This window comes from Vogesella sp. EB (genome assembly GCF_001037925.1).
Lineage (GTDB): Bacteria > Pseudomonadota > Gammaproteobacteria > Burkholderiales > Chromobacteriaceae > Vogesella > Vogesella indigofera.
The window spans coordinates 52725-72541 of sequence record NZ_LFDT01000003.1 but is presented as its reverse complement, the minus strand read 5'-3'; the positions used below and the strand labels follow the sequence as shown (position 1 = coordinate 72541).

General features: G+C 65.0%; 16 protein-coding genes. 7 read left to right on the top strand and 9 right to left on the bottom strand.

Features of this window, described 5'->3' with window-relative positions; all coding sequences use genetic code 11:
* The 4 genes from ACG97_RS03160 to ACG97_RS03145 form a co-directional block, all read right to left on the bottom strand.
* A complete protein-coding gene (locus tag ACG97_RS03160) occupies positions 1-1710 on the bottom strand; it encodes a proline--tRNA ligase (protein WP_047965879.1) in 1710 nt (569 codons plus the stop codon).
* 111 nt (positions 1711-1821) lie between these two features.
* A complete protein-coding gene (locus tag ACG97_RS03155; RefSeq protein WP_047965878.1) occupies positions 1822-3894 on the bottom strand; it encodes a P-loop NTPase fold protein in 2073 nt (690 codons plus the stop codon).
* 60 nt (positions 3895-3954) lie between these two features.
* The gene (locus ACG97_RS03150; protein WP_047965877.1) at positions 3955-4479 is read right to left on the bottom strand and encodes a chromate transporter; all 525 of its coding nucleotides are present in this window, start codon (positions 4477-4479) and stop codon (positions 3955-3957) included.
* Complete coding sequence (locus ACG97_RS03145; RefSeq protein ID WP_047965876.1) at positions 4476-5027, bottom strand: chromate transporter; 552 nt, start codon at positions 5025-5027, stop codon at positions 4476-4478. Before ACG97_RS03145 ends, ACG97_RS03150 begins: the two co-directional genes overlap by 4 nt.
* 78 nt (positions 5028-5105) lie before the next feature.
* Here ACG97_RS03145 and gcvA point away from each other — a divergent pair, with 78 nt between their 5' ends.
* From gcvA to ACG97_RS03130, 3 genes are all read left to right on the top strand, one after another.
* The gene (gcvA, locus tag ACG97_RS03140) at positions 5106-5987 is read left to right on the top strand and encodes a transcriptional regulator GcvA (protein WP_047965875.1); all 882 of its coding nucleotides are present in this window, start codon (positions 5106-5108) and stop codon (positions 5985-5987) included.
* Positions 5988-6164: 177 nt separating this feature from the next.
* Complete coding sequence (gene kup / locus ACG97_RS03135) at positions 6165-8030, top strand: low affinity potassium transporter Kup (protein ID WP_047965874.1); 1866 nt, start codon at positions 6165-6167, stop codon at positions 8028-8030.
* Between the two features lie 198 nt (positions 8031-8228).
* Positions 8229-9437 carry a hypothetical protein gene (locus tag ACG97_RS03130; RefSeq protein ID WP_156167906.1) on the top strand — a complete coding sequence of 403 codons (1209 nt, stop codon included), beginning with the start codon at positions 8229-8231 and terminating at the stop codon, positions 9435-9437.
* Positions 9438-9462: 25 nt separating this feature from the next.
* Here the strand turns inward: ACG97_RS03130 and ampD are convergent, their stop codons facing one another.
* Positions 9463-10014, bottom strand: a complete 552-nt coding sequence (gene ampD, locus ACG97_RS17965) for a 1,6-anhydro-N-acetylmuramyl-L-alanine amidase AmpD (protein ID WP_238377244.1) — start codon at positions 10012-10014, stop codon at positions 9463-9465.
* A 611-nt stretch (positions 10015-10625) separates the two neighbouring features.
* On the opposite strand from ampD, the gene ACG97_RS03120 reads away from it, so the two are divergent.
* The 3 genes from ACG97_RS03120 to ACG97_RS03110 all read left to right on the top strand — a co-directional run bounded on the left by ACG97_RS03120 (position 10626) and on the right by ACG97_RS03110 (position 13964).
* Complete coding sequence (locus tag ACG97_RS03120) at positions 10626-11159, top strand: hemerythrin domain-containing protein (protein ID WP_047965871.1); 534 nt, start codon at positions 10626-10628, stop codon at positions 11157-11159.
* Between the two features lie 265 nt (positions 11160-11424).
* A complete protein-coding gene (gene argH / locus ACG97_RS03115) occupies positions 11425-12807 on the top strand; it encodes an argininosuccinate lyase (RefSeq protein WP_047965961.1) in 1383 nt (460 codons plus the stop codon).
* Positions 12808-13133: 326 nt separating this feature from the next.
* Positions 13134-13964 carry an AraC family transcriptional regulator gene (locus ACG97_RS03110; RefSeq protein WP_047965870.1) on the top strand — a complete coding sequence of 277 codons (831 nt, stop codon included), beginning with the start codon at positions 13134-13136 and terminating at the stop codon, positions 13962-13964.
* Here ACG97_RS03110 and ACG97_RS03105 read toward each other — a convergent pair whose 3' ends face one another.
* Both ACG97_RS03105 and ACG97_RS03100 read right to left on the bottom strand, forming a co-directional pair.
* Positions 13965-14543: a LysE family translocator gene (locus ACG97_RS03105; protein ID WP_047965869.1), complete on the bottom strand. Its 579-nt coding sequence runs from the start codon at positions 14541-14543 to the stop codon at positions 13965-13967. It lies immediately after the preceding gene.
* A 331-nt stretch (positions 14544-14874) separates the two neighbouring features.
* On the bottom strand, positions 14875-15663 hold the full coding sequence (locus ACG97_RS03100) for an ABC transporter substrate-binding protein (protein WP_047965868.1): 789 nt from the start codon (positions 15661-15663) through the stop codon (positions 14875-14877).
* Between the two features lie 179 nt (positions 15664-15842).
* Between ACG97_RS03100 and ACG97_RS03095 the strand changes: the two genes are divergently transcribed.
* Positions 15843-16100, top strand: a complete 258-nt coding sequence (locus ACG97_RS03095) for a hypothetical protein (RefSeq protein WP_047965867.1) — start codon at positions 15843-15845, stop codon at positions 16098-16100.
* Positions 16101-16143: 43 nt separating this feature from the next.
* Here ACG97_RS03095 and ACG97_RS03090 read toward each other — a convergent pair whose 3' ends face one another.
* Both ACG97_RS03090 and pgi read right to left on the bottom strand, forming a co-directional pair.
* Complete coding sequence (locus ACG97_RS03090) at positions 16144-17754, bottom strand: methyl-accepting chemotaxis protein (protein WP_047965866.1); 1611 nt, start codon at positions 17752-17754, stop codon at positions 16144-16146.
* Positions 17755-18127: 373 nt separating this feature from the next.
* Positions 18128-19774, bottom strand: coding sequence for a glucose-6-phosphate isomerase (gene pgi, locus ACG97_RS03085; protein WP_047965865.1), 1647 nt, complete (start codon positions 19772-19774; stop codon positions 18128-18130).
* Between the last annotated feature and the right edge of the window lie 43 nt (positions 19775-19817).

The following is a 19817-nucleotide window of genomic DNA, read 5'->3' as shown; positions in this document are numbered from 1 at the left end:
TTAGCGCGCCAGCTGTGCCAGCACGTGTGCCAGCACCGCGTCCGGCGCCACAGGCGTGGATTCGGCATCGCGACGATGCTGGTACTCGACCTTGCCTTCCTTCAGGCCGCGGTCGCCGATGGTGACGCGGTGCGGTGCGCCGATCAGCTCCCAGTCGGCAAACATCGCGCCCGGGCGCTCGCCGCGGTCGTCGATGATCACGTCCACACCCTTGTCTTGCAAATCAGCATACAGCTGGTCGGCGGCGGCTTTCACGCCTTCGGAGCGGTCGTAGCCGACCGGGCAGATCACCACGCTGAACGGCGCGATCGCGTCCGGCCAGATCATGCCCTTGTCGTCGTAGTTCTGCTCGATGGCGGCGCCGAGGATACGGCTCACGCCGATGCCGTAGCAGCCCATCTCGAAGTGCTTCGGCTTGCCGTCTTCGTCAAGGAAGGTGGCGTTCATCGCCTTGGAATACTTGGTGCCGAGGTAGAACACGTGGCCAACCTCGATACCGCGCTGGATGTCGAGCACGCCGTTGCCACACGGCGACACGTCGCCGACCACCACGTTGCGCAGGTCGGCAACCTCCGGCTCGGCGCAGTCGCGGCCGAAGTTGGCGCCGGTATAGTGCTGGTCGTCCTCGTTGGCGCCGATGACGAAATCGGCCATCTTGGCCACGGTACGGTCGGCGATCACGCGGCCGTTAAAGCCCACCGGGCCCAGCGAGCCGGGATTGGCGCCGAAGGCATCCTTGATCACGGCCGGCGCGGCAAAGGTCAGCGGCTTCTTGATGCCGGCGATCTTCTCGGCCTTTACCTCGTTCAGCTCGTGGTCGCCGCGTACCAGCATCAGCACCGCCTCGCCCTTTTCGCCTTCCACCACGATCGCCTTCACGGTTGCGGTGATGTCGACCTTCAGGAAATCCACCAGCTCGGCGATGGTTTTCACCTTCGGGGTGTGCACCTTCTCAAGCTTGGCCGCAGCGGCCGGGCGCTCGCCGGCCGAGGCCACCGCTTCCGCCAGCTCGATGTTGGCGGCGTAGTCGGAGGTCGGGCAGTAGACGATGGCGTCTTCGCCGGTTTCGGCGATCACCTGGAATTCGTGCGAGCGGTCGCCGCCGATGGCGCCGGTATCGGCCGCCACCGCGCGATAGGTCAGGCCCAGGCGGTCGAAGATGCGGCAGTAGGCGGCGAACATGTTGTCGTAGCTCTTGCCGGCATCTTCGGCACTACGGTCGAAGGAGTAGGCATCCTTCATGGTGAACTCGCGGCCACGCATCACGCCGAAGCGCGGACGACGCTCGTCGCGGAATTTGGTCTGGATCTGGTAGAAGTTCTTCGGCAGCGCGCGGTAGCTGCGCAGCTCGGCGCGGGCGATGTCGGTGACCACTTCTTCCGAGGTCGGCTGGATCACGAAATCACGGTCGTGGCGGTCCTTGAAGCGCAACAGCTCGGCACCCATGGTGTCGAAGCGGTCGGTTTCCTGCCACAGGCCGGCCGGCTGGACGACTGGCATCACCATCTCGATGGCGCCGGCGCGGTTCATTTCCTCGCGCACGATGTTCTCGACTTTTTTCAGCGAACGCAGGCCCATCGGCATCCACGAGTAGACACCAGCGGCGACCTTGCGGATGAAGCCGGCACGCAGCATCAGCTTCTGGCTCACGATATCCGCGTCGGCGGGGGCTTCTTTCTGGGTGGAGATGAAAAACTGCGAGGCGCGCATGGTGTTGGTTATCCTTGAGATTTCTGCGAAATAGCGCTGATTGTAGCCGCTTAGGGCGGATGGCGGAAAGGTTGGCCGCAGCGGCGCGCGGGGATGTCACCATGCGCGGTCTCAGCTTAATTGAGTGACCCGGTCCAGGAAGAGTTGAGTCCCATCCTCAAACGGCAGATCCGTATACGCCTTGCGCAATGCACGCACCAGCCCACAGAACCGTTCAGACCGGTATAGCCAACTACTGGAAGCCAACGCTTTTCGCCCGGTCTCTGAACGGAACATCGCAGAAAGTAACTCGGTATCTTTTTCAGTCAGTTCTGAATAGTCTTCCAGGCTATCCAGCCATGCTCCATGCAGCTCTGCATGCTTGGACATTTCCAGCAAAATGAGTAAACGCTGTGGGTCGCGTAATAGCTCGTGCAAACGGCAACCCAAATAATATTTGGCGACATCGGATTGCAGACTGGTAAAAGCTGACTCTTTGATAAACGCCAGACACGAAACCACGCTCGGCGCCGAGTCTCGCCTCAACCACTCCTGCTGGATGTCCTGCACACTGAATGCACTGACTCCTGATGCATTGACTAGTGCCAGCGCATCTGCCAAGTAGTGAATCATGGGACTCATTCTAGTGGTCCTATCCAGCTCCTCTTCAATAAAGCGGGCTACCGCCATCAAGTGCGCACGTGACACGTCTGACCAAGCGCCATGCTGCAGATGACCCTTTACTTCATACAGGAACAGCCCAATTCTCCCGTCGTCAGGCAATCCCTTTTGCAGCATAGAGGAGGTTTCTGTCCGGATAAATCGGTCCAATTGCGCGTTATCGAATACCTTGTCGGCCAACGTCTGCTGCAGATAGCCATTAGCCATGCCCATCAAAGCTTGTTGCTCATCAGAAACGGGCATTCCGGAAACAAACAGCGCTTCCAGTTGTGCCAATCGCTGCGGCGTAGAAACCCTGGGAGCAACATCCAGCTTTGCTACCAATGGCCAGCTGGTAAAAAAAGCTAAAGCACGCTGCACAACAACAGGTTTTTTATCGAACCCCAAGAATCTAGATTGCAGCCACGTCTGCCGTCCTGATTCACGTTGCCGGCCTTGCAAGCCATCGAGTAAAGCGTAAGACGAACAATCCAACCACCCCTCAACAAGCTGTTGCCAAAGGTTACGATCTTTCAAGCGCAACGCTTCCAGAAACACAAAATCCAGCGGGTCCATCCGGATTTCCAGCGGAACGTTGCGACTCGTGAGCAGGCTGGCAAGCAACCGTTTGACATCTCGTGGCTTCGGCAAAAAAGCATCCGTGACAAAACTCAGGGCCAGTTTTACTTCCAAGTCATCACTGCACACTATGCCTTTCAGCAATGGCGAGCACCCCAACAGCTTCGTGTGATAGCGAAGCCGGTCACTGTGTTTAGGTGTGGGTAGCCGGTACGGCAGCTGAATGATTTTTTCCAGATAGGCCTCACCCCGCCCCTTGTGTACCTCATCCAGAGCCGATGCAACGATGGCACGGTCATAGGCGATGACGTAAACGATATTGGGCAGATCGGCGACCGCCTTGATCACGCGGAACAGCTCGCAGATTTCACTTGCAGGCAGCCGATCGAGATCGTCGATAAAAACGATGGTTTTGAATTGGAGCGTTTTCAGTGCGTTGGCAGCATCACCTCGCAAGCGATGAAATGACTTAGGCTGGCCGCTGGAATGCATCACTCCAGCCCCTGTCTCGATCGACTTGCCGAAGGCTGCAACAGCGGCAATTGTCGCGGGTTCAACACAGCCGATAGAACATGCCTGTAAGGCTTTGCCAATTCGAACTCCTGCGCGGCCCAGAGAATTTAGCTTTGTTCGTACAGAATCGCGCAAGCGATGCGACCAATCCACCTGCCCCAGCAATTCATCAAAGAAATGCCTTAGCAGCTGATCCGAACCTTCAAACCACCACGGGTTGAACTCGACCAGGGTTGGCCGCAACGGATCAGTCTCGCCTTGAGGGAATGCCTGCTTGAGGAAATGGATAAAGCTGGACTTGCCCTCGCCCCACTCGCCTTCGATGCCGATGACGAAGCTTTGCCCCTCGGGCAGACCTTGCAGAATAGTTGCGGCCAACCTTTGCGCGTGCGGCGTAAAGCCGAGCAGATCTTCGGTGGAGGGTATATCAGCGGCGAAGGCAGAAACGGTCATGGTGCGTACCGGCGGCAAGGGAATGCCGCCGATTATGCCATGCGCGATCCGCGCCGACGCCTACACCCAGCCCAGCAGCCCGGTCACGGCGCCGGCGCCCAGCAGCCACAGCGGGTGCAGGCTGGTGCGCCAGGCGATCAGCGCGCTGACGGCGCACAGCAGCCACGCGCTCCAGCCGGTGTTGGCGATGCCGGCCAGCAGCCAGGCACCGCCCAGCACCAGCCCGATCGACAGCGGTGCGAAGCCGCGCTGGATGGCGTGGCACAGCCGGTAATCGCGGAAGCGCTGCCACAGCTTGGCGACGTAGAAGCTGAGGATCGAGGACGGGCCGCAGATGCCGATCAGGCTGATGGCGGCGCCGGGCAGGCTGGCCATCTGCCAGCCGACCAGGCTGGCGATCAGCACGTTCGGCCCCGGTGCCGACTGCGCGATGGCGAACAGCGCGGTGAATTCCGCCGCCGTCATCCAGCCGTGCTCGTTGACCACCATGCGCAGCATTTCCGGCACCACCGCGTTGGCACCGCCGACCGCCATCAGCGACAGCTGGCCGAACACCAGAAACAGGGCAAGCAGCATCGCGCTCATGTCGGCTCCTTCTGCAGGTGCCAGGCCAGCGTCACCGCCAGCGGCACCATCACCAGCAGCAGCGGCAGCAGCGGCCAGTGCAGCAGGCCGATGGCGACAAAGGTGGCCACCGCCAGCGCGATGCACCAGCTGCTGCGTTCCAGCCTGGCGGCCAGCCGCAGCCCCATGCCGAAGATCAGGCCGGTGGCCGCCGGTGCCAGCCCGGCCAGCACCTGCTGCAGCGCCGGCAGGCCGCGGTACTGCTGGTACAGCGACACCAGCAGCATGGCGATGCAGAACGGCGCCAGCAGCAGGCCACTGAATGCCAGCAGCGCACCGCTGGCGCCGTGGAAGCGGCCGCCGACGGCGACGCTGAGATTGACCACGTTGGGGCCGGGCAGGATCTGGCCGAGGCCGAGCAGCTCGGTGAATTCGGCATCGGTCAGCCAGCCTTTGCGCAGCACCAGCATGTGGTGCACCAGCGGCAGCACGCCGCCGAAGCCGATGATGCCGATGCCGAAAAAGCCGGTGAACAGCTCGCGGCGGGTGGGGATGTTGTGTGTTTCCATGACCGGTAGCGTAGTGCGGAAGCGGAGGCGGCGACAAACGAGTTTTTCCGACTTCGCTTGTGCGCTATGCTCACAAGCATGAACCGGCGACTTCCCCCTCTCAATGCCCTGCGCGCCTTTGAAGCCGCGGCACGCTGCGGCAGTTTCAGTGCCGCGGCGGAGCAGCTGCATGTGACCCATGGCGCCATCAGCCGCCAGATCAAGCAGCTGGAAGAATGGCTGGGCCTGCCGCTGTTCGACCGCGTCGGCAAGCGCGTGCTGCTCACCGACAACGGTCGCCAGTACCTGCCGGTATTGCAGACCGCGTTCGACAGCATCGCCACCGCCACCGAGCGGCTGACCCAGGGCCGCACGCGGCAGCTGCGCATCAACGCCACGCCGACGCTGGCGATGCACTGGCTGCTGCCGCGGCTGACGCGCTTCCAGTTGCGCCATCCCGGCGTCGAGCTGCGGCTGGCGACCTCGGACACCATCATCCACGACCAGCACGCCGATTTCGACATCGCCCTGCGCCGCGGCCATGACCACTGGCACGGTTTCGTGTCGCACCTGTTCCTGACCGAACACGAACAGCCGCTGCTCAGCCCGGCGCTGCTGGCGAGCAAGCCGCTGGCGACGGTGGCCGACCTGGCGCAGCACACGCTGCTGCACTCGGAAACGCGGCCGGTGTCGTGGGAGCGCTGGCTGGCGGCGGCCGGCAGCCCGGCGCTGCAGGCGGCGGCGCACCAGCACTTCGACCACTACTATCTGGCGCTGCAGGCGGCGGTCGACGGCCTGGGGGTGGCGCTCAGCGCGCAGCCGGTGACCGACGCGCTGATCGCCAGCGGCAAGCTGGTGGCGCCGCTGGACGGGCCGCGGGTGAAGGCGCGCGGTTATTCCTGGGTGCTGCCGCTGACGCTGGCGGAAGACCCGCTGTGCGCCGATTTCTGCGCCTGGCTGGAGGAAGAAGGCGGCAATTAGCCACTCCATCGTGCCACCTGTCGCATCGGCTCTACACTGCGGCCACAATTGCGCTACAAAAGCGGGCGCCGCATGGCACATTGTGGGGCACAAGAGTAAGCTTCGCGCTCACCCGAGATTCGCAATACTGCGCTGCAACATCCGTGGCGGCGCCACCCACCAAAAAATACATAAATCATGCAGGCTCAAAACAAACAAGCGCTCGCCGGTATCACGCTGGCGGCGCTGGGGGTCGTGTACGGGGACATCGGCACCAGCCCCCTCTACACCCTGAAAGAATGCTTCAGCCCCCACCTCGGCCTGGCGGTGACGCCGGCCAACGTGCTGGGCATCCTGTCGCTGATCGTCTGGGGCCTGATCCTGGTCGTGTCGCTGAAATACCTCAGCTTCGTGCTGCGCGCCGACAACCGCGGCGAGGGCGGCATCCTGACGCTGATGGCGCTGGCTCGGCGTTGTGTCGGCCCGCGCGGCTGGATGCTGGCCGCCATCGGTCTGATGGGCGGCGGCTTCTTCTACGGCGAGGTGGTGATCACCCCGGCGATCTCGGTGCTGTCGGCGGTGGAAGGGCTGGAGGTGATCACCCCCGCGTTCAAGCCCTACGTGCTGCCGCTGGCGCTGGCGGTGCTGACCGGCCTGTTCCTGATCCAGAAGCACGGCACCGCCAGTGTCGGCAAGCTGTTCGGCCCGGTGATGATGCTGTGGTTCGCGGCGCTGGCCGCGCTCGGCGTGCACGGTATTGCCGGTAACCCGGCGGTGCTGGCGGCGCTGAATCCGCTGTGGGGCATCGAATTCCTGTTCAGCCACGGCGCCATCGGCTTCCTGGCGCTCGGTTCGGTGGTGCTGGCACTGACCGGCGCCGAGGCGCTGTACGCCGACATGGGCCACTTCGGCGCCAGGCCGATCCGCCTGGCGTGGTTCTTCTACGTGCTGCCGGCGCTGCTGCTGAACTACTTCGGCCAGGGCGCCGAGATCCTTGCCAGCCCGGAGGCGCGCGCCAACCCGTTCTTCCACCTGGCGCCGCAGTGGGCACTGCTGCCGCTGGTGATCCTGTCCACCTGCGCCACGGTGATCGCGTCGCAGGCGGTGATCTCCGGCGTGTTCTCGCTGACGCGCCAGGCGGTACAGCTGGGCTACCTGCCGCGCATGGAAATCACCCACACCTCCGACAACGAGATCGGCCAGATCTACATCCCGCTGATCAACTGGGGCCTGCTGGCGGCGGTGATCATGGTGGTGATCATGTTCCAGAATTCCAGCGCGCTGGCCGGCGCCTACGGCATCGCCGTCACCGGCACCATGGTGATCACCTCCATCCTGGTGTGCACCGTCGCCTGGCGCGGCTGGCACTGGCCGCTGGCCGTGGTGGCACCGCTGCTGGTCGCGCTGCTGGTGATCGACCTGCCGCTGTTCCTCGCCAACGTGGTGAAGATCTTCGCCGGCGGCTGGCTGCCGCTGCTGATCGGCATCGGCGCCTTCATCCTGATGACCACCTGGAAACAGGGCCGCCACCTGCTGATGCAGCGTCTGAACGAAATGGCGATCCCGCTGGACGGCTTTGTCGAGAACATGGAAGCCTACCCGCCGGAGCGGGTACAGGGCACCGCGGTGTTCCTCACCAACTCCACCCACGGCGTGCCGCACGCGCTGCTGCACAACCTGAAGCACAACAAGGTACTGCACGAACGGGTGGTACTGATGACCATCCGCGCCGAGGAGGTGCCGTATATCGAGGAAGACGAGCGGGTGGAAGTCCTGCAGCTGTCCGGCAGTTTCTGGCGGGTGATGGCCTACTACGGCTTCAAGGAGACCCCGGACGTGCAGCAAATCCTCGACCTGTGCGCGGCACAGGGCATGACTTTCGAGCTGATGGACACCTCGTTCTTCCTGTCGCGCGAGACGCTGATCCAGACCGAACGCGAGGGCATGTCGCCGTGGCGCGAGACGCTGTTCGTGTGGATGAGCCGCAACGCGCTGCGTGCCACCGACTTCTTCCAGATCCCGACCAACCGCGTGGTGGAGATGGGCGCGCAAGTCGAGCTGTAAACCGCGCAGCGGTCAAGGTTGGCCGCAAGCGTCACGACAAGGGCAAGCCGGACGGCTTGCCCTTTTGTATTGGTAATATTGCCACTTTATTGTCATTTATATACGATGGCCGGCTATGCCGTTTGCACGACAGCTGTCTGCAAACACCCGCCATCCTGACGCGCCGCCTGCCGCAGCGCCCCTCCCGCCGTCGCCATCATGCCCAGCCGCACCTGCACCGCCCGCACCACTTGCTCGCCCGCCACCCGCCAGCCCCGGCAACAGGGCGTGGTGACGCTGGCGATGACCTTGCTGGTACTGTTCCTCAGCAGCCTGATGGTGTTCCAGAGCAGTGCCGGCCTGCTGTTCGAGATCCGCACCGGCAACAATCTGGTCAGCCAGTCCAAGGCGATGGAGGCCGCCCGCGGCGGGGTCGAACACGCGCTGGCCTGGCTCGCCTCCGGCGCGGTCAGCAGCACGGCACTGGCCAGCGCCGGCAACTGGAGCAACGACGGCAGCGGCCCCAGCGGCAACAACCAGCAGGCCAGCAGCAGCCTGTTCGGCAGCGCCGTCAGCGCGCAGAGCATCGGCAGCTACAGCGTGGCGGTATCGCTGTGGCGCAACGCCGCCACCCCCAACACCCTGGAAATCCGCGCCACCGCCAGCGGCGACGCCAGTGCCAGCATCCGCCAGAAGGTCCAGCTCGGCACCCTCACCACCACGACCACCACCCCGGTGACGCTGAACCTGGCCAGCTTCGCGCCGATCGTGGTCGAAGGCAGCCTCGGCGACTGCGGCAAGAAAAAAAGCTGCATCACCGGCAATCCGTCGGTGACTGCCGGCGACAGCGGCGTGGCGATCATGACCTCGGCCTCCGCCGCGTCCAACCAGCCTGGCCACCTGTCGGTCACCGGTCAGATTCAGGGCAATGCCTTCAGTGGCAGCGCGTGGGATTTCGTGTTTCCGGACACCAGCAAGGAGCAGATGCGGCTGGAATCGGAGGCGCAGGCCGCGGCGGAACTGGCGGCGCAGCAAGCCGGCACCAGCTATCAGCGCACCGTCTACTACTTTGACGCCAGCAATATCGGGAGCATCGGCGGCCAGAACTGGCACCAGAACATCGGCAGCCCGAGCCAGCCGGCGATCCTGGTGTTCGACAGCGGCGCCGGCTGCCCGAAGATGAATGGCGGCGTGGTGATCTACGGTCTCGTCTACTACGCCGACAGCTGCGGCAAGAACGGCTGGGGCGGCGCCACCCTCACCGGCACGCTGGTGACCGAGGACAACCTGTCCGATCTCACCGCCAATACCCAATTCCGGGGCTGGTCCGCCAGCACCGGCTCCGGCAGCATCAGCCTGCCGCCCGCCATCAGCACCGGCACCAGCAGCAGCCTCAGCCGCAAGACCGCCTCCTGGCGCGACTTCTGATCCCGTCGTCCCTCACGACAAAGACTCAGTTCTCCGGCAGCGCTCGCCCCACTGCTGCGGCCAACCTTGGCCAATCGAAGTACGGACCCGGATCGGTCTTGCGCCCCGGCGCGATGTGCTGGTGGCCGGTAATGGCCTCGATGCCGCACTCGCGCTGCAGCAGCCGCGCCAGCGCCGCCAGCGTGCGGTACTGCGCGTGGCAGAACGGCTCGAAGTCGCAGCCTTCCAGCTCGATGCCGAGCGCGAAGTCGTTGCAGCGCTCGCGGCCGCGCCACTGCGACACCCCGGCGTGCCAGGCGCGCTGGCGGGTGGACACGAACTGCAGCAGGCTGCCGTCGCGGCGGATGAAGAAGTGCGCCGACACCCGCAGGTGGGCGATGGTGGCGTAGTAGGGATCGGCCGCCGGATCGAGGCGATTGCCGAACAGTTGCGCCACGCCGTCGCCGCCGTAGCGGTACGGCGGCAGGCTGATATTGTGGATAACCAGCAGCGGCACCGCCGGCTGTGGATAACTGTCGCAGTTGGGCGACGGCAGCTGTTGCGCCTCATTGACCCAGCCATCGGCGTCCAACGTCAGCGGCAATTCGCTGTCGTCGCGCTGCCAGCGCAGCGTGGTCAGCGCCAGCCCGTCCGCAGCGGCGAAGTCGCGCACACGCACAAAGCCGGCCTTGTGATAGCAGCGCAGCGCCGCGCGGTTGGCCTGCGCGCTGCTGACCGTGGCCGCGGTTTCGCCGGCCAGCGCGGTGGTGAGCAGGCGCCCGGCCCAGCCCTCGCCCAGCCGAGCCGGCGCCACCAGCGTGCGCACGATGTCGAGGCTGCCATCGTCGGCCCGGCCGCAGGCCAGCAGCGCGCACAGCTGCATTGCTTCGTCGTAGCCGGCAAGGATGTACAGCGGGCTGGCGGCGATGTCGGCGGCGCTTTGCCACAGCCGCGGCAACGGGTAGCCATCCAGCCACGCCACTTCCAGCGCATGGGCGGCGTCGTGCAGCGCCAGCGCCGCGGCCAGGTTGGCCGCATCGTCGCGGCACAGTTCACGGATCAGGAACGGGACAGTCATCACTCGCCTGCAACAAAAAATATCAGCCGAGACTGTAATGCAAATCCCCGCCCGCCGCTTGAGACGGATCATGGGCAGCGACGCCGCCATGCACCATACTGAAACCATCCCACCGTTTTCTGGAGCATGCCATGCTGAGCCTGGACGCCCTCACCCGCGCGATCCCCGCGCCTTCCTTCGACGAACCGCTGGACATGCTGTACGCCTGTCACGACAAGGTGCGCCATTTTTGCGAGCAGCTGGACGCGCTGCCCGGCTACATCGCCAGCCACGGCCACAGCCACGCCGTGCTGAACACCATCGCCGGCATCGTGCGCTACTTCGAGCTCGCCGGCCCGGCGCACCATCAGGACGAGGAGCAGGAGCTGTTCCCGCTGATCGTGGCACGACAGCCGGACGCTGCCGCCAAGATCAAGCAGCTGCTGGCCGAGCACGGCTACCTGAACGCGCGCTGGTGCGCCATCCACGACCAGCTGCAGGCCTTCGGTCGCGGCGAGCTGGCAGAACTGGACGCCGCCGCCATCGCCGACTTCACCCGCCTGTACCGCGAACACGCACAGCGCGAGGAAGACTGGCTGTTCCCGGTCGCCGGCCAGCTGATCAGCGAGGACGAGCTGCGCGACGCCGGCAAACGCATGGCGGCGCGGCGCACCACGCCACGCTAAGAACCGGTACACGATCTGCTGCGACTGATCTCTAAATGGGGCGATACCGCGTTGAAAACGGCTTCGGCATGCTGGTTTATCTCCAGCTCAACGCCGCCTCCTCAGCCGTTTTCACCTTGTCTCGCGTGAGCGCGCGAGATCGTGAACACGCTCCAGGCGCGCAATCGAACGCTTGAAACCAGCCCGCCCTCGCCCTGATGGCGGGCTTTCCTTATAATCGTTGGCCAGACACGCCCTCCACGTACAAACCCGGGACATCATCACCATGCAAGACACGCACGCCTGGTCTGGCCGCTTCTCCGAGCCGGTCTCCGAGCTGGTCAAGAAATACACCGCTTCGGTCACCTTTGATAACCGTCTGGCCGAATTCGACATCGAAGGCTCGCTGGCCCACGCCGCGATGCTCAACAAGTGCGGTGTGCTGTCCGATGCCGACCTCGCCGCGATCCGCGACGGCATGGCCGCCATCATCGCCGACATCCGCGCCGGCAACTTCGAGTGGAGCGTGGACCTGGAAGACGTGCACATGAACGTCGAGCGCCGCCTCACCGACAAGATCGGCGACGCCGGCAAGCGCCTGCACACCGGCCGCTCGCGTAACGACCAGGTGGCCACCGACATCCGCCTGTGGCTACGCGCGCAGATCGACACCATCGTCGGTTTCATCGCCGAGCTGCAGACCAGCCTGCTGGATCTGGCCGAGGCCAACGCCGACACCGTGATGCCGGGCTTCACCCATTTGCAAGTCGCCCAGCCGGTAACCTTCGGCCACCACATGCTGGCCTACGTCGAGATGCTCTCCCGCGACGCCGAGCGCATGACCGACTGCCGCAAGCGCGTCAACCGCCTGCCGCTGGGCGCCGCCGCACTGGCCGGCACCACCTTCCCGATCGACCGCCACTACACCGCTCAGCTGCTGGGCTTCGACGACGTGTGCCACAACTCGCTGGACGCGGTGTCCGACCGTGACTTCGCCATCGAATTCACCGCCGCCGCCAGCCTGGTGATGGTGCACCTGAGCCGTTTGTCCGAAGAGCTGATCCTGTGGATGAGCCCGCGCGTCGGCTTCATCGACATCGCCGACCGTTTCTGCACCGGCAGCTCCATCATGCCGCAGAAGAAAAACCCGGACGTGCCGGAGCTGGTACGCGGCAAATCCGGCCGCGTGGTGGGCCACCTGATCGCGCTGGTGACCCTGATGAAGGCGCAGCCGCTGGCCTACAACAAGGACAACCAGGAAGACAAGGAACCGCTGTTCGACACCGCGGACACCCTGATCGACACCCTGCGCATCTACGCCGACATGATGCGCGGCATCACGGTGAAGAAAGACGCGATGCGCGCCGCGGTACTGCAGGGCTTCGCCACCGCCACCGACCTCGCCGACTATCTGGTGAAGAAGGGCATGCCGTTCCGCGACAGCCACGAAGTGGTGGCACTGACCGTACGCCACGCCGAGCTGCAGGGCGTGGACATTGCCGATCTGAGCCTGGAAAAGCTGCGCGAATTCAGCACCCTGATCGAAGCGGACGTGTTCACCGTGCTGACGCCGGAAGGCTCGCTGGCACAGCGCGACCACGTGGGCGGCACCGCACCGAACCAGGTGCGTGCGCAGATCGCACGCCACCGCGCGCGTCTGGCCGGCTAAGCGGCTTGCGGCCAAGCTTGCGCCGCCCGCATGAACAACAAGGCCGGGATCATCCCGGCCTTGTTGTTTTCCAGCGCCAGCGCCAACCTCGCTTGCGAAGCCAAGACCGCTGGGAAGAAACCGGCCGCCGCGACCAGCAACCGCCTTGTTGGCCAATGCGTAGGGATGCCAGCGCGGGCTGAGCCAGCACCACCTCACCGGGCCGACGAAAGACCGGCGCCGCAAAACACGACAACAGATGCGGCCACCCTGTGACGGTTCTGTTGTTTCTGTACCGGGGCAAGCTATGCTGTTCGTGTTCAATGTTCAACAGAAGTGACGCAACGATGGCACAAGCGCGCCCGGCCCCACCGCAAGCATCCCGCTTCTGGCGTGATGACGCCCTGCCCTTCATCGAATCCCGCGACGTCGCGGACGGCCGCCAGGTCTGCTATGAAAAACACTCGCACGAGACGTTCTCGCTGGGCGTGATTGATGGCGGCCACAGCCACTATCTGAACGGCAACAAGCGGCACGAGATCGCCGCCGGCAGTGTACTGATGATGAACCCGGGCGAGGTGCACGCCTGCGCGCCCGTTCGCGGCGCCGGCTGGGCGTATCGCATGCTGTATGTGGACCAGGACTGGCTGGGGGCACGGCAGGCCGAGCTGGGGCTGTCGCCGCATGGCGACTTCCAGCCGCTGGCTTGTCAGCTCAGTACCGACCCGCGCCTGTACGCCGCGTTTACCCGTTTTCACGCCGTGCTGACCGCCGCCGATAGCGCACCCCTGCTGAAGGAAAGCGTCGCCGTCCAGTTCTTCAGCGAGGCCTTGGCCGCCTTGTCGCATGGCAAGCCGCCAAGGCCTGGCGCACCGGACAAACTGGCGCGGGCCGCCGACTTCATCCACAGCCACGCGACCGAATCCTTGACGCTGCAGCAGATCTGCGCGGCAGCCTCGCTGTCACCGTCCTACCTGATCCGTGCCTTCAGCCAGCACTATCACATGACACCGCACGCCTATCTGCTCAACTGCCGTATCCAGCATGCAAGACGTCTGCTGCGTGACCGGCAGCCGCTGGCGGAAGTCGCACACGCCAGCGGTTTTGCCGACCAGGCGCATTTCCAGCGGGTGTTCAAACGCCTCACCGCCGTCACGCCAGGCCATTACCGGCGCTGATCAGAACAGCAAAACCGTGCTCAGCAACAGCAAGACCGCCAGCAAACGGTTCAGCAGCCGGATACGGGCGGCAGAGTGCAGGTATTGCCCCAACGCGGCGCCGGCATAAGCCCAGCAGGCCAGCGAGAGGTAGCAGATCGCCCAGTACAGCGCGCTGAATTGCCAGACCAGCAGACTGTCACCACCGGCAAAGGCCCCCATGCCGGCCACCGCTGCCAGCCAGGCCTTCGGGTTCAGCCATTGCATCAAGGCTCCCTGCCAGTACGACGGTGCCTGCCCGGCACGCTGGTCGCCCAGTGCGCCATCCGCGCGGAACAACTTCCAGGCCATATACAGCAGAAAAGCGGCTCCGGCCCACTTGATGGCGGTGGTCACCAACGGCCAGCGGGTCAGCACCTCGTGCAGGCCGAGGCCGATCAACAGCAGTAACAGGGTGAATCCCATGGTGGCGCCGGTGACATGCCGCAGGCTGGCACGAAAACCGTACTGCACACCGTGGGCCAGGCCCAGCAGATTCACCGGCCCCGGAGAAATGGAGGCCGCCAGCGCAAACAAGGACATCGACAGATACAGGCTCATGGGTTGCTCCCCGCGGATGAAAGAGCCTGCAGCGTAAGAAATCCGGTTTGACCGGTATTGAACGAAATGACCCTGTTGACCGCCATGCTTCGCCAACAGCCCTGCCGGTGATCGCGGCAAAGGCGTGACGCGTGCCGGAACCGAAGTACTGCAACAGGCGGTCACACCCGACCATCAACCAGGCACCACCACCTTCGGCGGGCGCCTCAGGGCAGGCGAACGGCACGGCAAGCCACCCGCCACCGCGCGCGTCTGGCCGGATAAACCCCGCCGGCACAACAAAAAGCCGACGTCCGCGCGTCGGCTTTTTTTGCGGCCAACCCTGGCTGCGTCAGTGATTGAGATAGATCGCCATGCGCCGCTGCAGCAGCGCATCGCGCTGACGCGCCACCTGCTGCCACATGCACTGCACCAGCTGCGGCTGGCGCGCGGCGAACTGGCGGCTGAACGGCATGAAGTAGTCCTTGCTCACCAGCGGCTGCGGCAGCGCCCGCACCGCGAGCTTCGGATGCGTCGCCAGATAGCCGGCGGCCAGCAGGTCCTGGATCGCGTAAGCGTCGATGCGCCCGGCCTGCAGCTTGTTGAAGTTGCTGCCGACATTGAGCGCGGTTTCCACCTTGATCTGCAGGCGTTCCAGATCCTTGATCACCGACCAGCCGATATTGCTGCCCACCACCGCCTGCGGCGGGGTCAGCCGCTCGCCGTCCCACGCCAGCAGGCTGTCGTGGCGCACGAACAGCACGTAGCGCAGCGTGCTCATGCGTTGCCGGCCGTCGGGCTGGCCGTCGCGCAGCGGATAGACCGCGAACTGCGCGCGTTCCTCGTTGTAGGACAGCAGCAGCGCCGCGTCGGCACTGCCGTTTTTCAGGCTCTGCAGCATGCGCAGCCCCGGCTGGCGCAGCAATTGCAGCTCGACACCGCAGGCTTTCGCCGCCCGCTGCGCCAGCTCGACGGCAAGACCCGGCTGCGGCGCAAAACGGTCGCCCTCGCCGATGACGTAGGGCGGCGACGCCTGGTCCATGGCGACGATGGTCAGCGGCACGCGCGTGCCGGCCGCCACCGCCGCCAGCGGCAGGCCGCACAGCAGCGCCAGCCAGCCGCAGCCCCATCTCCAGTTCATTCCGTGTCGCATCCCGTGTCCGTCCTCGCCGTGGCCACTCATGATGGCATCGCCGGGTGACAATGCCATGACCAGCATAGCGCAACTACCGGTATTTCATTTTTGACCGGCAACAACCATAGTGTAGCCAGCTGCCGCGACGGCGCCTTGCCCCGACCCCCCTCCCGAAAGGACACACCATGCGTCAACTGATCCTGCTGCTCACCCTCGCCCTGTTTTCCGGCCCGCTGCTGGCCGCCAATCCGGCCTGCGAAAAGATGGCCACCGAGAAGAAGCTCGCCGGCGCCGCCAAAAACAGTTTCATGAAGAAGTGCGAACGCGAACAGCCGGGCAACTCGCAAGCCATGTGTGACGGCAAGGCTGCCGAGAAGAAACTGGCCGGCGCCGCCAAGAACAGCTTCGTGAAGAAGTGCCTGCGCGACAGCAGCGCCTCCTGAGTCATACGTCCGGTGAGCGCTGGCGCTCGCCGGACGCTCACACCTACACGCGGAAGCGCGACACCGCCTGCTGCAGGTCTGCGGCCAACGTTTGCAGCCGCGCCGAGGCGCTGGTGGTGAAGCGCACCGAGGACTGCGTTTCCTCCACCACGTGCACCACCTGCTCCACGCTACCGGCGATGCTGACCCCGGCCTGGCTCTGCTCGCTCATTGCCAGCGCCACGTTGCGGAAGCGCTCCAGCGTGTCGCCGACCTTGTCGTCGATCTGGCCCAGCGCGCCGGCCAGCTGCGTCACCTGCTGCACGCCGTCCTCCACCAGCGGCGCGATCTGTTCCATCGCGCCGGACACTCCGGCGGTTTCCTGCACCACGCTGTGAATGATGCTGGAAATCTCGCTGGTGGCCTGCGCGGTGCGCTCCGCCAGCTTGCGCACCTCGTCGGCCACCACCGCGAAGCCGCGCCCCAGTTCGCCGGCCCGCGCCGCCTCGATCGCCGCGTTCAGCGCCAGCAGGTTGGTCTGGTCGGCGATGTCGCGGATGGTGTCGGCGATGCCGCTGATGCTGCGCGTGCGCTCGCTCAGCGACAGCACGCGGCCGGAGGCGTCGCTGACCTCGCCGGCAATGCCGCGGATGCTGGACACCACGCCTTGCGCCACCCCCAGCCCCTGCTGCGCCAGCTGTGCCACGCCGCGCGAATCGACCTCGGTCTGCCGTGCACTGTCGGACACGTGGTCGATGCTCACCGACAGCTGCTCGATCGCCGCCGCCGCCGCGGTGGTGGAATCGTTGGCGGTGCTGGACACCGTGTCCAGCCGCTGCATCTGCTCGCCCAGCGCGGCGGCGGTGTCGCCCAGCTGCGCGGCGGAGTCGCTGATCTGCGCGATCATCTCGCGCAGCTTCTGCTGCATCGCCGCCATCACGAACAGCAGGCTGTGCGGCTTGCCGTTGTGGCGGATGTCCTGGTTGAGGTCGCCGGCGGCGATTGCCTCCACCACCGCCACCGCGTAGGCCGGCTCGCCTCCGAGCGAGCCGATGATGCGGCGCGACATGGTCAGCGCCAGCGCCGCCAGCACCACCAGTACCACGGCCGCCAGCGCCAGCAGCAGCGAGGCATTGCGCCAGAAGGTGGCCGCGATGTCGTCGACGAAGATGCCGGTGCCCACCATCCAGCCCCACGGCTCGAAACGCACCACGCCGTTGAGCTTGGGCACCTGCTGGTCCGAGCCCTTGCGCGTGGTGTAGATCTCGGTGATGCCGTACTTGGCCGTGCGCAGTGCCTCGTTGTAGGCATCGACCGTGGTGCGTCCGTCCGGCAGCTTGGAGCCGAGGTCGACCTTGCCGATGCGGTCGGCCTTCACGTGCACCTGCATCACGTTGTCCTTGTCGCGGGCGAAGTAGTACACGTCGTCCACCGTCAGCATCGCCAGCGCCTGCCGCGCCTGCTGCTGCGCCTCGGCCTGGCTCAGCCGCCCCTGCTGCGCCGCGGCGGCGTAGTGGCCGAGCACCCCTTCCGCCATGCGCAGCTGGTTGACGATGAAGGCCTGTTTTTCCTCGTACAGCGACTGGCGGATGCTGTGCAGCGACAGCCCGGCCAGCAGCAGCAATCCGATAAAGCTGGCCAGGATGATGACGGCCAGCCGGGTAGAAACGCGCATGATGATTTCCTTGCAAACAAAGACGGAGGGGCGGGCCGGCAGGCGGCCCGCGCAGACAACTCGCGGTCCAGACTAGCAGCGCCGCCTTACAAAGCGCTGACAGCGGCTTGGTAATATTGCGGCTTGCCAGCCGCCGCGCGCGGCCCTTTGCGGCCAACGTCATAACCTTGGCTCAGCATAGCCGGCCGTTGTCATGAAGCAAGGCTGGCATGGCGGCCGCGACGGCAAGAGCATGCTAGTGCCGCCCTTGGCCGCCCCACCATTGGGGAGTTCCGCATTGCGGCTTTCCCTCGTCCACGCCCGCGACGGCCATAAAAAAACCGGAGCGCGAGGCTCCGGTTGGGGTGGCTGCCGCCGGCTGACGGCGGGCGCTTTACTGCGCGTTGGCGCGGCGGTAGCGCTCGATCAGCGCCTTGGTCGAGCTGTCGTGCGGTGCCGATTTCAGCTTGCCGGCCAGCTCGGCGTGGATGGTCTTCGCCAGCTGCTTGCCCAGCTCCACCCCCCACTGGTCGAAGCTGTTGATGTGCCAGATCACGCCCTGCACGAAGATCTTGTGCTCGTAGGCGGCGATCAGCGAGCCGAGATTGCGCGGATCCAGGCGGTCCATCAGCAGGGTGTTGGTCGGACGATTGCCGGCGAACACCTTGTGCGGCACCAGCGCCTCCAGCGCCGCGCCCTTCAGCCCCTGCGCCTCCAGCTCGGCGCGCGCCTCGTCCGCGGTCTTGCCGCGCATGAAGGCCTCCGCCTGCGCGAACACGTTGGCGAGCAGGATCTCGTGGTGGCCGGGCAGGCTGGAGCTGTTCTGCAGCGAGCAGATCAGGTCGATCGGCGAAATGTGGGTGCCCTGGTGCAGCAGCTGGAAGAACGCGTGCTGGCCGTTGATACCGGTCTCGCCCCAGATGATCGGCGCGGTCTCGAAGTCCACCGGATTGCCGTCGAGCATGGTCTGCTTGCCGTTGGACTCCATGTCCAGCTGCTGGATGAAGGCCGGCAAGCGGTGCAGGTATTGATCATATGGCGCGATCACATGGCTGCCGCCGCCGTAGTAGTTGATGTACCAGATGCCGATCATCGCCAACAGCACCGGCATGTTCTGCTCGAACGGCGCATTGGCGAAGTGCTGGTCCATGATGTGGGCGCCGTTGAGCAGCTCGGTGAAATTCTCCTCGCCCAGGTACAGCATGATGGGCAGCCCGATCGCCGACCACAGGCTGTAGCGGCCGCCGACCCAGTCCCAGAACTCGAACATATTGGCCGGGTCGATGCCGAAGTCGGCGACGGCTTTCTTGTTGGTCGACACCGCGACGAAGTGCTTGGCGACCGCCTTTTCGTCGCGCGCGCGCGCCACGAACCAGTCGCGCGCGGTCAGCGCGTTGGTCAGCGTTTCCTGGGTGGTGAAGGTCTTGGATTCGACCACGAACAGCGTGGTCTCCGGGTGCACCTTTTTCAGCGTTTCCTTCAGCTGCGCGCCGTCGACGTTGGAGACGAAGTGCATGTTCATGCGCGGGTGGCCGAATGGCTTCAGCGCGCTACAGACCATCAGCGAACCGAGATCGGAGCCGCCGATGCCGATGTTGACGATGTCGGTGATCGGCTGGTGGGTGTAGCCCAGCCACTCACCGGAACGCACCGCGTGCGCGAACTTGCCCATCCGCGCCAGCACCGAGTTCACCTTCGGCATCACGTCCTCGCCGTCGACCAGGATCGGCGAGTTGGTACGGTTGCGCAGCGCCACGTGCAGCGCGGCACGGTTCTCGGTGCGGTTGATCTTCTCGCCCTTGAACATCGCCTTGATGCGCGCCGGCAGCCCGGCCTCGCGCGCCAGCGCCATCAGCCCCTGCAGCGAGGTGTCGGTGATGCGGTTTTTGGAGTAGTCCAGGAACAGGCCGCCCACTTCCAGTGAGTAGCGTTCGGCACGCTGCGGATCGCTGTCGAACAGCTCGCGCATGTGCAGGTTTTTGGCGTCGTTGAAGTGGTCCCACAGGGCGTGCCAGGCGGGAAGCTGGGTCAGCGTGCTCATGTTGTCTCCGGGTGTGTCTGGGGCTTCAGCCCCGGTTGCGGCC

What these genes read in the sequence shown, in the direction of transcription:
- ACG97_RS03150 (WP_047965877.1), bottom strand. Translation starts at nt 4,479, where the DNA reads ATGAGCGCGATGCTGCTTGCCCTGTTTCTGGTGTTCGGCCAGCTGTCG.
- gcvA (WP_047965875.1), top strand. Translation starts at nt 5,106, where the DNA reads ATGAACCGGCGACTTCCCCCTCTCAATGCCCTGCGCGCCTTTGAAGCC.
- ACG97_RS03110 (WP_047965870.1), top strand. Translation starts at nt 13,134, where the DNA reads ATGGCACAAGCGCGCCCGGCCCCACCGCAAGCATCCCGCTTCTGGCGT.
- kup (WP_047965874.1), top strand. Translation starts at nt 6,165, where the DNA reads ATGCAGGCTCAAAACAAACAAGCGCTCGCCGGTATCACGCTGGCGGCG.
- ACG97_RS03120 (WP_047965871.1), top strand. Translation starts at nt 10,626, where the DNA reads ATGCTGAGCCTGGACGCCCTCACCCGCGCGATCCCCGCGCCTTCCTTC.
- argH (WP_047965961.1), top strand. Translation starts at nt 11,425, where the DNA reads ATGCAAGACACGCACGCCTGGTCTGGCCGCTTCTCCGAGCCGGTCTCC.
- ACG97_RS03090 (WP_047965866.1), bottom strand. Translation starts at nt 17,754, where the DNA reads ATGCGCGTTTCTACCCGGCTGGCCGTCATCATCCTGGCCAGCTTTATC.
- ACG97_RS03095 (WP_047965867.1), top strand. Translation starts at nt 15,843, where the DNA reads ATGCGTCAACTGATCCTGCTGCTCACCCTCGCCCTGTTTTCCGGCCCG.
- ACG97_RS03130 (WP_156167906.1), top strand. Translation starts at nt 8,229, where the DNA reads ATGCCCAGCCGCACCTGCACCGCCCGCACCACTTGCTCGCCCGCCACC.
- ACG97_RS03155 (WP_047965878.1), bottom strand. Translation starts at nt 3,894, where the DNA reads ATGACCGTTTCTGCCTTCGCCGCTGATATACCCTCCACCGAAGATCTG.
- ACG97_RS03100 (WP_047965868.1), bottom strand. Translation starts at nt 15,663, where the DNA reads ATGAACTGGAGATGGGGCTGCGGCTGGCTGGCGCTGCTGTGCGGCCTG.
- ACG97_RS03160 (WP_047965879.1), bottom strand. Translation starts at nt 1,710, where the DNA reads ATGCGCGCCTCGCAGTTTTTCATCTCCACCCAGAAAGAAGCCCCCGCC.
- ACG97_RS03145 (WP_047965876.1), bottom strand. Translation starts at nt 5,027, where the DNA reads ATGGAAACACACAACATCCCCACCCGCCGCGAGCTGTTCACCGGCTTT.
- ACG97_RS03105 (WP_047965869.1), bottom strand. Translation starts at nt 14,543, where the DNA reads ATGAGCCTGTATCTGTCGATGTCCTTGTTTGCGCTGGCGGCCTCCATT.
- pgi (WP_047965865.1), bottom strand. Translation starts at nt 19,774, where the DNA reads ATGAGCACGCTGACCCAGCTTCCCGCCTGGCACGCCCTGTGGGACCAC.